This is a genomic window from Arthrobacter echini, assembly GCF_008107445.1.
Lineage (GTDB): Bacteria > Actinomycetota > Actinomycetes > Actinomycetales > Micrococcaceae > Arthrobacter_D > Arthrobacter_D echini_A.
The window spans coordinates 254,098-268,173 of the sequence record NZ_VSLD01000002.1 but is presented as its reverse complement, the minus strand read 5'-3'; the positions used below and the strand labels follow the sequence as shown (position 1 = coordinate 268,173).

At 68.5% G+C, this 14,076-nt stretch carries 13 protein-coding genes, 2 tRNA genes and 1 other RNA gene; 6 read left to right on the top strand and 10 right to left on the bottom strand.

Going from position 1 to position 14,076, the window contains the following annotated elements; all coding sequences use genetic code 11:
• Nucleotides 1-48: 48 nt before the first annotated feature.
• Nucleotides 49-124, bottom strand: a tRNA-Val gene (locus FQ377_RS05880).
• A gap of 89 nt (nucleotides 125-213) precedes the next feature.
• A complete protein-coding gene (rlmN, locus tag FQ377_RS05875) occupies nucleotides 214-1,428 on the bottom strand; it encodes a dual-specificity RNA methyltransferase RlmN (RefSeq protein WP_262364303.1) in 1,215 nt (404 codons plus the stop codon).
• Between the two features lie 249 nt (nucleotides 1,429-1,677).
• Between rlmN and gndA the strand changes: the two genes are divergently transcribed.
• The gene (gene gndA, locus FQ377_RS05870; protein WP_148600309.1) at nucleotides 1,678-3,114 is read left to right on the top strand and encodes an NADP-dependent phosphogluconate dehydrogenase; all 1,437 of its coding nucleotides are present in this window, start codon (nucleotides 1,678-1,680) and stop codon (nucleotides 3,112-3,114) included.
• A gap of 103 nt (nucleotides 3,115-3,217) precedes the next feature.
• On the opposite strand, the gene epsC is transcribed toward gndA, so the two are convergent.
• The 3 genes from epsC to msrA all read right to left on the bottom strand — a co-directional run bounded on the left by epsC (nucleotide 3,218) and on the right by msrA (nucleotide 5,421).
• Nucleotides 3,218-3,805, bottom strand: coding sequence for a serine O-acetyltransferase EpsC (gene epsC, locus FQ377_RS05865; RefSeq protein WP_148600308.1), 588 nt, complete (start codon nucleotides 3,803-3,805; stop codon nucleotides 3,218-3,220).
• A gap of 57 nt (nucleotides 3,806-3,862) precedes the next feature.
• On the bottom strand, nucleotides 3,863-4,798 hold the full coding sequence (gene cysK, locus FQ377_RS05860; RefSeq protein ID WP_148600307.1) for a cysteine synthase A: 936 nt from the start codon (nucleotides 4,796-4,798) through the stop codon (nucleotides 3,863-3,865).
• Between the two features lie 98 nt (nucleotides 4,799-4,896).
• Entirely contained in the window at nucleotides 4,897-5,421 is a 525-nt protein-coding gene (msrA, locus tag FQ377_RS05855) for a peptide-methionine (S)-S-oxide reductase MsrA (RefSeq protein ID WP_148600306.1), read from the bottom strand.
• A gap of 105 nt (nucleotides 5,422-5,526) precedes the next feature.
• Here msrA and FQ377_RS05850 point away from each other — a divergent pair, with 105 nt between their 5' ends.
• The 3 genes from FQ377_RS05850 (at nucleotide 5,527) to FQ377_RS05840 (ending at nucleotide 8,276) form a co-directional block, all read left to right on the top strand.
• On the top strand, nucleotides 5,527-6,405 hold the full coding sequence (locus tag FQ377_RS05850; protein WP_148600305.1) for a Nif3-like dinuclear metal center hexameric protein: 879 nt from the start codon (nucleotides 5,527-5,529) through the stop codon (nucleotides 6,403-6,405).
• A gap of 108 nt (nucleotides 6,406-6,513) precedes the next feature.
• The gene (locus FQ377_RS05845; protein WP_148600304.1) at nucleotides 6,514-7,257 is read left to right on the top strand and encodes a zinc ribbon domain-containing protein; all 744 of its coding nucleotides are present in this window, start codon (nucleotides 6,514-6,516) and stop codon (nucleotides 7,255-7,257) included.
• A gap of 2 nt (nucleotides 7,258-7,259) precedes the next feature.
• Complete coding sequence (locus FQ377_RS05840; protein ID WP_262364302.1) at nucleotides 7,260-8,276, top strand: reverse transcriptase-like protein; 1,017 nt, start codon at nucleotides 7,260-7,262, stop codon at nucleotides 8,274-8,276.
• 54 nt (nucleotides 8,277-8,330) lie between these two features.
• Here FQ377_RS05840 and FQ377_RS05835 read toward each other — a convergent pair whose 3' ends face one another.
• The gene (locus tag FQ377_RS05835; protein WP_148600303.1) at nucleotides 8,331-9,092 is read right to left on the bottom strand and encodes a YaaA family protein; all 762 of its coding nucleotides are present in this window, start codon (nucleotides 9,090-9,092) and stop codon (nucleotides 8,331-8,333) included.
• A gap of 79 nt (nucleotides 9,093-9,171) precedes the next feature.
• Between FQ377_RS05835 and rnpB the strand changes: the two genes are divergently transcribed.
• Together rnpB and FQ377_RS05825 are read left to right on the top strand one after the other, a co-directional pair.
• An RNA gene (gene rnpB / locus FQ377_RS05830) (RNase P RNA component class A) lies at nucleotides 9,172-9,570 on the top strand.
• 341 nt (nucleotides 9,571-9,911) lie between these two features.
• Entirely contained in the window at nucleotides 9,912-11,201 is a 1,290-nt protein-coding gene (locus FQ377_RS05825) for an MFS transporter (protein ID WP_148600302.1), read from the top strand.
• Between the two features lie 10 nt (nucleotides 11,202-11,211).
• Here FQ377_RS05825 and def read toward each other — a convergent pair whose 3' ends face one another.
• From def to orn, 4 genes are all read right to left on the bottom strand, one after another.
• Nucleotides 11,212-11,784, bottom strand: coding sequence for a peptide deformylase (gene def, locus FQ377_RS05820; protein ID WP_148600301.1), 573 nt, complete (start codon nucleotides 11,782-11,784; stop codon nucleotides 11,212-11,214).
• A gap of 5 nt (nucleotides 11,785-11,789) precedes the next feature.
• Nucleotides 11,790-12,962, bottom strand: coding sequence for an acyl-CoA dehydrogenase family protein (locus tag FQ377_RS05815; protein WP_148600300.1), 1,173 nt, complete (start codon nucleotides 12,960-12,962; stop codon nucleotides 11,790-11,792).
• Between the two features lie 145 nt (nucleotides 12,963-13,107).
• Nucleotides 13,108-13,180 (bottom strand) — tRNA-His (locus FQ377_RS05810).
• 114 nt (nucleotides 13,181-13,294) lie between these two features.
• Entirely contained in the window at nucleotides 13,295-13,897 is a 603-nt protein-coding gene (gene orn, locus FQ377_RS05805) for an oligoribonuclease (protein WP_148600299.1), read from the bottom strand.
• Nucleotides 13,898-14,076 lie beyond the last annotated feature (179 nt).

The following is a 14,076-nucleotide window of genomic DNA, read 5'->3' as shown; positions in this document are numbered from 1 at the left end:
GAACCCCGCCGACCCGAATCGCTGACCCGGCAGGGCGGGGTTCTTCTGTGGTGGGTCCTACCGGGATCGAACCGATGACATCCACGGTGTAAACGTGGCGCTCTACCAGCTGAGCTAAAGACCCGCGTGGACGTCTCGGCCGGATACCACCGGCCTGTCCCACGAGCACCGACTATACCGGCTGGGTTCCTGCTCGTGCCACTCGGTGGGGTCTCACTCCTCCGCGGCGAGCTGGCCGCACGCGCCGTCGATCTCCTTGCCCCGCGTGTCGCGCAGCGTGGTCGGGATGCCGGCCGCGCGCAGCCGGTTGATGAACTCGGTGGAGACACTCTTCTCCGACGCCGTCCAGATGGAGCCAGGCGTCGGGTTCAGGGGAATCGGGTTGACGTGCACCCAGCCCCTGCCCCGCTGGTTGAGCTTCTTCGCCAGGAGATCTGCGCGCCAGCCGTGGTCGTTCATGTCCTTGATGAGGGCGTACTCGATGCTGACGCGACGCCCGGTGGTGCGGTAGTAGTTGTAGGCGGCGTCGAGCGCCTCGTCGACCTTCCACCGTGTGTTGACCGGGATCAACTCGTCGCGGAGCTCGTCGTCCGGCGCGTGGAGGGACAGGGCGAAGGTCACCGGCAGTGACTCGGCTGCGAGCTTGTCGATCGCCGGCACCAACCCGACCGTCGAGACGGTGATGTTGCGTGCTGACATCCCCAGGCCTTCGGGGGAGTCGTCGATGAAACGATGCAGGGCGGCCATCACCCGCTTGTAGTTCGCGAGAGGTTCCCCCATCCCCATGAACACGATGTTCGTCACGCGCGGGGCGTCGTGCCCGCCGTCCGTCCGCAGGCCGCCCAGAGCGTTCTCGGACAGCGCTCGATTGGCGGCGATGACCTGGTCCACGATCTCGGCGGTCGACATATTGCGGGTCAGCCCGGCCTGGCCTGTGGCGCAGAACGGACAGTTCATGCCGCAACCGCACTGCGACGAGACGCACAGGGTCACACGGCCCGGATAGCGCATCAGCACCGATTCGACGAGCGCACCGTCGAACAACCGCCATAGGAACTTGATGGTGTCCCCATTGTCTGTGGTCAGGCGCTTCACCTCGGTGAGTAGCTTCGGGAACATCGCTCCGACCAGATCCTCACGGCCCGTCCTGGGCAGATCGCTCATCTGCGCGGGGTCGGTGGTGGAGTGGGAGAAGTAGTGCGTTGACAACTGCTTCGCGCGGAAGCCCGGGTACCCGAGTTCCTTGAGTCGCTCCTGCCGCTCGGCGAGCGTGAGGTCGGCGAGGTGGACCGGAGGCTGGCTGACGCGGGGCGACTTGAACTGCAGCAGCGGACGGCCGTCGCTCGCGACGATCGGCTGTGCGCCCTCCACTTCGGGACGGACCTGTGGGCGGTCAGGGGCAGCGGGGGTAACGGTAACGTCGGTCATCAATACCATTGTTTCACGGATGACACCAGCGTCCCAGTCGGGCGTGATGCCCGCAGCCCGGCATCGGCCGGCGGTCCTCAGCGGGTCTCCCCCGCCTGCTGCATAGCGGTGGCGTGGGGCGGTGGTCCGTGTGGCAACGCCGTCAGGACGGTAATAGTCTGAGGACATCCGGACTTCCCGCGCAGTACCGCACGGGAGCTCCGGCGCACGCAGCGCGATGCACCCAGCTGACAAACGACGGAGAACACAGTGAGCGCACAGATCGGTGTCACAGGCCTGGCAGTCATGGGGGCGAATCTTGCCCGCAACCTCGCCCGCAACGGGTACACCGTGGCCCTGCACAACAGGTCCACCGAGAAGACGGATGCCCTGCTGGCCGACCACGGCGACGAGGGCGACTTCGTCCGGACCGAGACGCTCCAGGAGCTCGTGGATTCGCTCGAGAAGCCCCGCCGCGTCCTGATCATGGTCAAGGCCGGGGCGCCGGTGGATTCGGTGATCGATCAGCTGACGCCGCTGCTGGAACCGGGCGACATCGTGATCGACGGCGGTAACTCGCACTTCGAGCACACCCGGCGCCGCGAGGCAGCACTGTCCCAGCAGGACCTCCACTTCGTGGGTGTTGGTGTCTCCGGTGGTGAGGAGGGAGCGCTGCTCGGCCCCTCCATCATGCCCGGCGGGTCACGTGAGTCCTACGACTCCGTCGGTCCGATGCTCGAGAAGATCTCCGCCAAGTACAACGGGGAGCCCTGCTGCCGCTGGATCGGTACCGACGGGGCCGGTCACTTCGTGAAGATGGTGCACAACGGCATCGAGTACGCCGACATGCAGGTCATCGGCGAGGCCTTCGACCTGTTGCGCTCCGGTGCCGGGATCGAGCCGGCCGACCAGGCGAAGATCTTCGCAAACTGGAACACCGGCACGCTGTCCTCCTACCTGATCGAGATCACCGCCGAAGTGCTCGGCCACACGGATGAGAAGACGGGCAAGCCGTTCGTGGACGTCGTCGTCGATGCCGCGGGCCAGAAGGGCACCGGGCGCTGGACGGTCGTCTCAGCGCTGGAGCTGGGCAGTCCGACGTCGGGCATCGCGGAGTCCGTGTTCGCCCGCGCCCTGTCCTCCCAGCAGGATCAGCGCCTGCTGGCGCAGGAGGCGTTGCCCGGCCACGAGGCGTCGGTGGAGCTCCCGGAGGACTTCGTGGAGGACGTGCGGCTGGCGCTGTACGCCTCGAAGCTGGTGAGCTACGCGCAGGGCATCGACATGCTGACCGCTGCGGCCGCCGAGTACGGGTGGGACCTCAAGCTCGACGAGATCGCCTCCCTGTGGCGTGCAGGCTGCATCATCCGTGCCGAACTGCTCGACGACATCATGAAGGCCTACGCGGGCCAGGACCGTCCGGCGAATCTCCTGCTCGCCCCTGCCTTCACCGAGGCGATCGCCGGCGCCGTGCCGGCATGGCGCCGGGTCGTCGCCACCGCCGTGCAGCTCGGCATCCCCGTCCCGGTCTTCTCCGCCTCGCTCGCGTACTACGACGGGTTGCGCCGCGAGCGTCTGCCCGCCGCGCTGACCCAGGGGCTGCGCGACCTCTTCGGCGCCCACACCTACAACCGAGTGGATACCGAGGGGACGTTCCACACGATGTGGGGAGCCGATCGCGCCGAGGTCGAGGGCGTCGACACGCACTGATGTCACACACGCTCGGGTCGGTGGACACCGAGCAGGCACGGACACGACGATGCCCCGACCGGACCCGGTCGGGGCATTGTCGTGCCGGGTGCGGAGTGCGTGCTCAGATGTAGATGGCGGGATCCACGTACTCCGCCGGATCCACCGCGGGCTGCGTCTCGCGCCGCGAGTCCCGGTGCCTGAACGTGGCAGGGATGCCCGTCACGATCGAGTCCGGCGGGGTGTCCTTCACGACGACGGCGTTGGCCCCCACGGCGCTTCCCGCGCCGATGGTGATGGGGCCGAGCACCTTGGCTCCCGCGCCGATGGTGACGCGATCGCCGATGGTGGGGTGGCGCTTCACGCGCTCGAGGGATCTTCCGCCGAGCGTCACGCCCTGGTACAGCATGACGTCGTCGCCGATCTCCGCGGTGCTGCCGATCACGATCCCCATGCCGTGGTCGATGAAGAAGCGCCGACCGATCGTTGCAGCGGGGTGGATCTCCACCCCCGTGAGCGTGCGCGCGAGCTGCGACAGGGCGCGCGCCGGGAAACGCAGACTCTCGCTGCGCCACATCCGATGCGTGAGCCGATGCACCCAGATGGCGTGCAGTCCCGAGTACACCGCGGTGGTCTCGACAGGTCCGCGGGAGGCCGGGTCGTGCGTGCGAGCGGTCGCGAGATCCTCGCGCAATCGGTCCAGAAAGCCCACGGGCCGTCCTCTCAGGGGGTCGTGATCAGTACTGCCGCCGGGGTTCCACCCGGTGGGTCAGCCTCGGATGTCGTCGAAGAGCACCGTGGAGATGTAGCGCTCGCCGAAGTCGCAGACGATGGCCACGATGAGCTTACCGGCGTTCTCCGGGCGCTTGGCGAGCTCGAGGGCAGCCCAGACGATGGCTCCCGAAGAGATCCCTCCCAGGATGCCCTCCTGGGTCCCCAGCGCGCGCGCTACGCGCACGGAGTCCTCCACTGTCGCGTCGAGGACCTCGTCGTAGGCCTCACGGTCCAGGTTGTCCGGGACGAAATTGGCCCCGAGGCCCTGGATCTTGTGCGGGCCGGGTGCGCCGCCGTTGAGGATGGGGGAGTCGGAGGGCTCCACGGCGACGATCTGCACAGCGGGCTTGCGCTCCTTCAGGACCTGGCCCACGCCGGTGATCGTTCCGCCGGTGCCGACACCGGCCACGAAGATGTCCACCTCGCCGTCGGTATCCTCCCAGACCTCTTCCGCCGTCGTGGTGCGGTGGATTGCGGGGTTGGCGGCATTGGCGAACTGCTCCGCCCAGATGGCGTTCTCGGTCGTCGCGACGATCTCCTTGGCCCGGTCGACGGCGCCGCGCATGCCCTCCGAGCCGGGTGTGAGGACGATCTCGGCACCGTATGCGCGCAACATGACCCGCCGTTCCGTCGACATGGTCTCCGGCATGGTGAGGATCACCCTGTAGCCCCGTGCCGCTCCGACCATGGCCAGGGCGATCCCCGTGTTGCCTGAGGTGCCCTCGACGATCGTCCCGCCGGGCTGCAGCGCGCCCGCCTTCTCGGCGGCATCGACGATGGCCACCCCGATGCGGTCCTTCACGCTGTTCGCCGGGTTGTAGAACTCGAGCTTCACGGCCACCTGGGCGTCCAGGCCCTCGGTCAGTCGATTCAGTCGGACGAGGGGCGTCCTGCCGACCAGCTGGGTGACGTCGTCGTAGATCTTTGCCATGGGTGTACCTGCCTGTTCGCAAGGGGAGGTGGACGAGGAGGTGGTGCGCGGCCCGTGCGGCTCGAGGACTCTCGACGCGGGCCCGATGGTGCTTCGGACTAGGCGGCGAGCCACTGCGCGTGCTGCTTGCGCGCCTTGGAGAGTTTGGGGTCGATGATGACCTGGCAGTACCCCTGTTCGGGATGCTTCGCGTAGAAGTTCTGGTGCACGTCCTCGGCCACGTGGAACTCCGGGAGACGGGTCACCTCGGTGACGATCGGGTTCTTCCAGTTGGCCTGGTTCCTGCGGATGGCTTCCTCGAATGCCTCCTGCTGGGCGGCGTCCTGGTAGTACATGACGCTGCGGTACTGGGTGCCGACGTCGTACCCCTGACGGTTCAGGGTGGTGGGGTCATGGGAGACGAAGTACAGGTCGAGGACCACGTCCTCGGGAATGACGGTCTCGTCGAAACTGACGGCCACCACTTCCGCGTGCCCCGTCATGCCGGAGCAGACGGAATCGTAGTCGGGGTGCCTGGTGTGCCCGCCGGTGTAGCCCGATACGACCTCGGTCACTCCGCGGGTCTTCTGGTAGAGAGCATCGAGGCACCAGAAGCAGCCTCCTCCAAGTACAAAAGTCTTCATATCCTTCTCAATGCGTCACCCGTCCCGATGATTCCCGGCTGGGCTCAGCCTGCGGTGAACAGATCGGGCTTGGTGGCATCCGCCCGCTGCGGGTATGACTGGGGCATGACACGGAATCAGGACGACGCCGGTACGGAGCCGGGAACCACCCCGACGGTCGCGGAGGTGCTCGCCGCCGTCGAGCAGCTGTGGCCGGAGAGCCTGGCGGAGGGCTGGGACGCCGTCGGCCCCGTCACCGGCCGCGGCGACAGTTCAGCGGAGAGGATCCTGTTCGCGGTGGATCCGACAGCAGCTGTGCTCGACGAGGCACTGGCGTGGGGGGCCTCGATGATCGTGTCGCATCATCCGCTCCTCCTGAAGCCCGTCTCGAGTGTCGCCGCAGCGGGTTTCAAGGGTGAGGCGATTCATCGGCTCATCGAGTCGGGATGCGCCCTCGTGACGGTCCACACGAACGGCGACAGCGCCGTGGGCGGGGTGTCCGACGCCTTCGCCGATGCGCTCGGGCTGCGCGACGTGGTACCCCTCGCCCGGGCCGAACGGGGGACACCGCAGGAGGGCCTCGGGCGTGTCGGGGACCTCGTGGAGCCTCTGCGCCTGGCGGATTTCGCCGCCGTGGTCTTCTCGGTCCTCCCGGCCGTCGCCGGAGGTGTTCGCGTGGCGGGCGACGGCGAGGCCCTCATCCGTCGGGTCGCCGTCTGTGGGGGAGCCGGCGACTCCCTCCTCGACGCGGTCCGCGCGAGTGGTGCCGACGTCTACGTCACGGCAGATCTGCGCCATCACCCGGCCTCCGAGGTCAGGGAAGCCGCGGGGGGAGGGGCCCCCTACCTGATCGACGTCTCCCACTTCGGCAGCGAGTGGCTCTGGCTCACTCCCGCGGCCGCCGCCTTGGGCGCCCTGCTCGGGGAGCAGGGTCTCAGTGCCGACATCCGGGTGAGCGGGATCACCACCGATCCCTGGGACTTCGTCCTCACACCCGGTCCCTGACGCTCCGGTGCGGGCAGACGCCGAGGCCGACGGATGACGTGGCCTAGGCTGGAAGCGGCGTCCATGCCCCATCATCGTCCCCATCCGTTCCGATCCGGGAGGTTCACCGTGGCCAAGGCTGCACCTGAGGAACAACTCCGCCTGCTCGATCTGCAGGCACTCGATTCCACCCTCAACCTGCTCCTGCGGCAGGCTGCGTCCGCGCGGAGCAATCCGGCCCTCGGCAGCGTCGCGGCCCGGGTTGCGGAGGTCGACGGCGAGCTCGTCCAGGTCGAGACCGAGCTGGGAGACCTCGAACGCGAACTGACGCGGGCGGAGGACGAGGTCCAGTCGGTCGTGAATCGCCTGGAGCGCGACGAGAAGCGGCTGGGCAGCGGTACCGGAACCTCGAAGGACCTCACGGCCCTGCAGCACGAGGTGGCCTCGCTGACCAGGCGGCGGTCCGATCTCGAGGACGTGGAGCTCGATGTCATGGAGCGGGTCGAGACGGCGCGTTCGAACCGGGCCCAGGTCCAGGAGCGCACCAATGCCGTGCGGACCGAGCTCCGCGGCCTGGAGGAGGCCCGCGACGCGGAGCTGGCCGACATCGAGGCACGACGCACCGGGGTACAGGCGCAGCGCGAGGAGCTCGCCTCGACCTTCGACGCCGGACTCCTCGGCCTCTACGAGCGCATCCTCGCCCGGCGCGGCGTCGGCGCGGCCCGGCTCTTCCACGGGAAATCGGAGGGCTCCGGCATGGAGCTGAGCCCCGGAGATCTCCGGGACATCTCGGGGGCTGCGCCCGACGACGTCGTCCTGTGCCCGGACTCCGGGTGCATCCTGGTCCGCTCCGCCGACTGGGGGAACCAGTAGCCGTGACCGACCAGCAGCTGTTCGACCCGGCCGAGCCGCATGACTCCGACGGGAAGCCCGGGTCCACCCGGCGCCTCACCGTCGAGGCCGACGGAGGCTCCCGCGGCAATCCCGGGCACGCGGGGTACGGCGCCCTGGTCCGCGACCCGGAGTCGGGCCGGATCCTGCTGGAGAAGGCGGCCTACATCGGCAAGGCCTCCAACAACGTCGCGGAGTACTCGGGACTCGTGGCCGGGCTGGAGCTGGCCCGCTCCATCGATCCGCATGCAACGATCCACGTGAAGATGGATTCGAAGCTCGTCGTGGAGCAGATGTCGGGCCGGTGGAAGATCAAGCACGCGGACATGCGCGTGCTCGCTGACCGGGCGCGCAGGGTCCTGAATCCCCGCCAGGTGAGCTACGAGTGGATTCCGCGCGAGCGCAACAAGGACGCGGACCGGCTGTCCAACGAGGCGATGGATGCGGGGATGGCGGGCGTCGACTGGACGCCGAGGACCACAGCGGTATCCGGGCCCGACGCCACCCTGGACCACGAACCGGGTGCCCGTGCCGCCGCACCGACCACCGCGTCCGGGCGGGCGGAAGCGGATCGAGTCACCGAGCCGGATCGGGCAGCCGAGCCGCCGCGGCCCGCGGGCATGCTCCATCACGTGGAGGTATGGACCGCGGATCCGACCGCTGCGCAGGCGAGCCTCGGGTGGCTGCTCGAACGCCTCGGTTTCCCGCTTCAGCGTTCCTGGACGGGCGGGTCGAGCTACGGCACCGCTGCATTCTACATCGTCCTCGAGAGCGGCCCGGACCTCGCCGGTGGGGGCCACGAGCGCCGCCGCCCGGGGGTGAACCACCTCGCTTTCCGCGCCGGCTCCCGCGACGACGTCGATCTGCTGGCTCGCCGCGCAGCCAGTCACGGCTGGTCCCTCCTGTTCGCGGACCGGCATCCCTTCGCCGGCGGTGCGGAGCACTATGCCGCATACCTGGAGAACGCGGAGGGCTTCGAGGTGGAACTGGTCGCGGACTGACCGTCGTCCTCCGGTCCCGAACGGAATCCGTGGGAGGTCGGTCGAGGAGGGAGGTCAGTCGAGCAGGAGGTTCAGCTGCGCCGGTTTCCGGGCGCCTGCCGGCACCAGCTCGGCGGTCCATTTCTCCTGAGCGGCCCGAAGCAGGGCTTCCGGGTCGGCCGGAGGAGTTCCGCGCCTCGTCAGCAGATGGCGCGCGAGTTCGCCGCGGGTGTGTTTGGCGAAGTGCGAGACGACGGTGCGCCTGCCCTCACGGAGCTGGAAGACGTTGACCGCGGCGCTCTGCTGCGGCGGTGGGGCCCACGCTGCGGCGTAGGTGCTGGAGCGGCAGTCGACGACGAGCCCGTGGCCGGCGAGCCGCGTGAGCGGGGCGGTGAGGTGCTGCTTCCAGTAGGTCGCTAGGCGCCCGGTGCCGGGAAGATCGACGGCCATGGACAGGCGGTACGCCGGGATCCGGTCACCGAAGCCGATGGCTCCCCACAAACCCGAGAAGACGACGCACTGCTCGCGGGCTCTGCGCTTCTGGACAGGCGTCATCCCCGCGTAATCGAGCGCCTCGTAGAGGACACCGGAATAGATGCCGTGGGCGGCTGCCGCGGGCGCAGCGTCGAGCAGGAGATTCTGTTGCACGTCCCGGGCGAGTGACGCTCCTACGCCGAGGATCGCATGGGCGTCGGAGGCGGCGCTGACCCGCTGCAGGCCGCTGAGGACGGCCCGCCGCGCCGGGTTCAGTTCGGGGAACAGGAGCTCCTCCCACTCGAACGGGTGGCCGGTACGGGCGGGGGACTTGCCTTCGGAGGGAGGAAGCAGGATCAGCACCGGTCAACCCTACCCAACCGGGCGGGCTTCCACGGGCTGGGTGGTCACGGCCCGTGAGCCCCCTAGAATGGACGATGGATGGGTCGACCAGGCGGCCGCGTTGGACGGGTGCGAGACGCACCGGATCCACCGAGGAACGTCCGGGCTCCGCAGGGCAGGGTGGTGGGTAACGCCCACTCGGGGTAACCCGCAGGCCAGTGCCACAGAGAAGAGACCGCCCGTCGGGGAGCCGAGGCGCCGTGACGGGTAAGGGTGAAACGGCGGTGTAAGAGACCACCAGCATGCCGGGTGACCGGCGTGGCTCGGTAAACCCCACCCGGAGCAAGGCCAGACAGTGCGCGATCGAGGGCTGCCCGCCCGAGTGCACGGGTAGGCCGCTGGAGGGCGTCGGCAACGGCGTCCGTAGATGGATGGCCGCTACTCGCACGACGGCAACGACGTGCGATGACAGAACCCGGCGTATCGGTCGGCCCATCCCACGTCTTTCAGGCCGCTCCACGGCGCGTCGTGCCGCCATCGGGGCCGAGCGGATGCCTACGCTGTGAGGACCGTCGTGGGTCTCATACGCAAGCGCGACGGTAGGAACGGGCCGGTCTGCTGCTGGGGCCACTGGGGCTGGCCCGTTCGCCACGGGCCGCGTTCGCCGCGTACACGGTCACGAGCCATCGGGGAGTGCCGAGACCCTTCGGCGACAGCACGAGTGCTCCGGCGGCCCGATTATCTGCGGGAGGAATCCGATCGTCAAGAGCCGTCGAAGTTGTCCCGCAGTTCTCCCGGATCCGCTCCGGTATCCACTGCTCCTTCCGTTAGGTTGATTCGATGATTGCTGGGGGCACCGAAAAGAAGACGCTGTTCAGGCGCAACAGTAATTTCCGGGCCCTGCTGGTCTCGAGCACATCCGGCGTGCTGGGCAACGCGATCGCTGCAGTGGCGCTGCCGGTGATCGCTGCAGTGGAACTCGAGGCAAGCAACTTCGCCGTCGCCGCCCTCGCCGGCATGACCTTCCTGCCCTGGCTGCTGTTCGGTCTGCTCATCGGGGTCTGGGTGGACCGACTGCCCCGCCGGCCGGTGATGCTCACGGCACTCACGGTGCGAGTACTCGTTCTCGCCCTCCTGCCGGTGGGCTACTGGCTGGGCTTCCTCAGTACGCCCCTGCTCTTCGCGGCAGCCTTCACCGCCGGGGTGGCCTCGGCCTTCTTCCAGCTGGCGGACGCAGCCCTGGTGCAGCAGGCGGTGACCCCGGACGAACTCATGGAGGGCAACGGCCTGATCACAGGCTCCGGCGCCGCGGCCGACGCTGCCGGCCGCTCCGCCGCGGGATGGCTGACCAGCCTGGCAGGGGCGTCCAACACGCTGATCCTGCAGTTGGCGACGTCGGTCGTCTCCCTCGCGGCCGTAGGGCGTCTGGACGTGAAGGAGGTGATCCGGCCACGCAGTGAGCAGCACATCTGGCGGGAGATGCTCGATGGTCTCCGCTATACGTTCAGCACGGCTCCTCTCCGCGCGCTCCTGTTCAACGCCGCACTGTGGAATTTCGGAGGCAACATCGCGGCCTCCCTGCTGGTCCTCCTGGTGCTCCGCACGCTCCACGAGTCGGAGATCTGGCTCGGGATGCTCCTGGCGGCAGCATCGGTCGGGGGCGCTGTCGGTGGCATCACCGCCCAGGCGATGGGCGAGAGATTCGGCTCCGGGCCGCTGTGGCGCTGGTCCATGGTGCCGGGTGTCTTGGGGTACGCATCGCTGCTGGTCCTGACACCGGGCTGGGGGATGCTCTGGGGCGTGGCCGGCCTGTTCGTCATGGGGGCCTCCGTGGCCTGGAACATCGTGGTTGGCACGAGTTTCCGCCAGCGCGTCTGCCCACCGGACATGATGGGCCGGCTGGGAGCTGCGTCGAGAATGGTGAGTTGGGGGATGCTTGCGCTGGCGAGCTTCCTCGCGGGCATCCTTGCCGAGACGATCGGTATCCGCGAGGCCATACTGGTCGGCGTCGTCATCGCCTGCCTGGCGCCCCTCGTTGCGCTCCTGGGCCCCCTGCGCGGTACCAGGAGACTCGAGGACCTCGTGGAGGCCCCGGAGGGCGCCGGTCTCGACAGCCCCGCGAGGACCTGACCCGCTCGGCCTAGTGGCCGAACGGGTCGGGGTCCACCCCGGGCATCCACGTCAGACCCGGGACTCCCCACGCGTTGTTCCTAATGCTCCTGCGGGCTTTGCGAAGGTACCGGTCGTTGAGCCGATCGACGAAGAGCTTGCCGTCCAGGTGGTCGTACTCGTGCTGCATGCAGCGCGCGAACCAGTCCGTGGCCTCGAAGTCCACCGGTGCGCCGTCGCCGTCGAAACCCGTGACCCTCGCCCACCCGGCGCGGGCGAGGGGAAAGGATTCTCCCGGCACCGACAGGCAGCCCTCCGCGTCGTCCTCGGGATCGGGGTCGGAACCGGGCACTTTCGTGGTCACGATGGTCGGGTTCACGAGGACTCCTCGCGGCGGGACGCCGTCGTCGTTCTCCATCCCGTACACGAAGAGACGCAGTCCCACCCCGATCTGGGGCGCAGCGAGACCGACGCCGTTGGCCACGTCCATCGTCTCGAACATGTCCGCGATGAGGGTACGCAGTGCGGCATCGAAGGCCTCGACGGGCTGGGCGCGCCTGTGGAGCACGGGCTCGCCGGTGATGGTGATGGGGTGGACTGTCACGTGCTCTACCTCTGCTGCGCGGAGCGGTCCGCGATCGACCGTCCGATGGACTCGCGCATGATCTCGCTCGTGCCGCCGAAGATGGTCAGCAGGCGCGCGGCGAGGAACGCCTGGGAGACCGGGTACTCCAGGATGTAGCCGTAACCGCCGTGCAACTGGAGACAGCGGTCCGTGATGGACTTCGCCCGCTCACTCGCCCAGAGTTTCGCCTGCGCCGCAGCCTCCGGGGTGAGGGAGCCCGCGTTGAACGCGAGCACCGATTGGTCCACGAAAGTCTCGGTGACCTCGATCTCCGTGAGGATGTCCGCCAGGACGTGCCGGGTGTTCTGGAAGTCCAGCACCCGCTCGCCGAAAGCGTTCCGGTCGGTGACATAGCGTACGGTCTGCGCGTACGTGGCCCTCGCGAGCGCTGCGGCGGCCACGGCGATGCCGAGCCTGCCCTGAGGGATCTGCTCGAGGCAGTAGCGCAGGCCCTGGCCCACCTCGCCCACCAGATCGGCACCGGGAACGCGGACACTGTCGAAGAACAGCTCGGCGGTGTCGGAGGCGCGCAGGCCCATCTTGTCCAGCTGCCGGCCGGGCATGTAGCCCTCACCCTTGGTGACCATGAACAGGGAGAAGGCGTCGCTGGACCCGCGCCCGGAACTTCCGTCGGTGCGCGCGAGCACGAGTGAGGCGTCGCCGCTGATCCCGTTGCCGATGAAGACCTTCTGACCCGTGATGAGCCAGTCGTCGCCGTCGCGCACCGCCTTGGTGCGGACTCCGCGCAGATCGCTGCCGGCCCCGGGCTCGGTCCAGGCGCAGGAGGTCACGATGTCCCCGGAGACCATGCCCGGAAGCCAGCGTTCCTTGAGGTCCTGCGAGCCGTGGGCCAGCAGGTGCGGCAGCACGAGATCGTCGTGCAGGTGGAAGGCCAGTCCCACGGCGAGATGATTGCTCCGTGCGAACTCCTCGTCGAGGACCGTGCGGAAGCGGTAGTCCGGCATCCCTGCCCCACCGAACTCCTCGGGGACGGCGAGACCGAGCAGGCCCTGCTCCCCGGCGGCGGTCCAGACGGACCGGTCCATCATGTGCCGGCGGTCCCAGTCCGCGTAGTGCGGGGCGACGGCACGCTCGTTGAACTCCCGGGCGACATCGCGGAAGAGTTCGTGATCCTCGTCGAACACTGTGCGTTCCATGGCAATGGTCCTTCGCTGCTGAGGGCGGGCGACGTACCGGCGTCGCCGTCGTGGTGACTGGGGACTGCTGGGGCCGGAAAGACGTATGCCGTCCCGGACGGATCCGGGACGGCATACGGCGTCAGGGGTTCTCCTGACCTCCGAGGGTGAGTAACGGGGCTTGAACCCGCGACCTCCTGGACCACAACCAGGCGCTCTGCCAACTGAGCTATACCCACCGCGTGTCTTCGCCGGTGTCCGGGTGGAGAGGTCTCCGGCCGGGCTGCCGGCGAAAGGCAGCGGACACAAGTTTACACACTTCGGCGCGTGCTCAGGACCTCCGCAGGCCCACCTCAGGGCGCGAGGGAGTCCGCGATGGCCTTGCTCGAGGCGGAATCCGGCCCCGGAGCGGGGACGAAGACGGCGGAGCGGTAGTAGCGCAGCTCCCTGATCGAATCCTCGATATCTCCGAGTGCGCGGTGCCCACCAGTCTTGGCGGGGGACTGGAAGTAGGCGCGGACGTACCAGCGGCGCGCGAGTTCCTTGATGGTCGACACGTCGATCACGCGGTAGTGGAGGTGGTCGATCACGAGCGGCATGTCGCGGGCGAGGAAGTTGCGGTCCGTCCCGATCGAGTTCCCGGCGAGCTGCGCCTTGCGGGGCTCGGGGACGAGGGCCTGGATGTGATCGAGCACCCGGTCCTGCGCCTCCTCCATGGTCATGCCGCCGTCGAGCTCCTCGAGCAGGCCCGAGGACGTGTGCATCTCGCGCACGAAGTCACCCATCTGTGCGAGCGCCTCCGCGGGCGGCTTGATCACGACGTCGAGGCCCTCTCCCACGACGGTGAGTTCGGCGTCGGTCACCACGACGGCGACCTCGATCAGCGCATCGTGGACGAGGTCCAGGCCCGTCATCTCGCAGTCGATCCAGACGATGCGTTCATTCGATATCGGCATTCGACCAATGTACCGCCCGGTGCTGCGGCGACGACCACGATCCACTCCCGGTCGCATGCGCCAGGTCGGGGCCGGACTCCGATGCTAATATTCCATCAGTTCACTCAGGCTGCGCGGAGATCCGGGTGCGCGATGCTGCCTTCGATACCGCGAGACGCCGGCGGTCGGAGGCTCTCCAT

Coding starts and splice junctions, on each gene's coding strand:
- rlmN (WP_262364303.1), bottom strand. CDS start 1,428: ATGACCGACGTTACCGTTACCCCCGCTGCCCCTGACCGCCCACAGGTC.
- cysK (WP_148600307.1), bottom strand. CDS start 4,798: ATGGCAAAGATCTACGACGACGTCACCCAGCTGGTCGGCAGGACGCCC.
- msrA (WP_148600306.1), bottom strand. CDS start 5,421: ATGAAGACTTTTGTACTTGGAGGAGGCTGCTTCTGGTGCCTCGATGCT.
- FQ377_RS05850 (WP_148600305.1), top strand. CDS start 5,527: ATGACACGGAATCAGGACGACGCCGGTACGGAGCCGGGAACCACCCCG.
- FQ377_RS05825 (WP_148600302.1), top strand. CDS start 9,912: ATGATTGCTGGGGGCACCGAAAAGAAGACGCTGTTCAGGCGCAACAGT.
- FQ377_RS05815 (WP_148600300.1), bottom strand. CDS start 12,962: ATGGAACGCACAGTGTTCGACGAGGATCACGAACTCTTCCGCGATGTC.
- orn (WP_148600299.1), bottom strand. CDS start 13,897: ATGCCGATATCGAATGAACGCATCGTCTGGATCGACTGCGAGATGACG.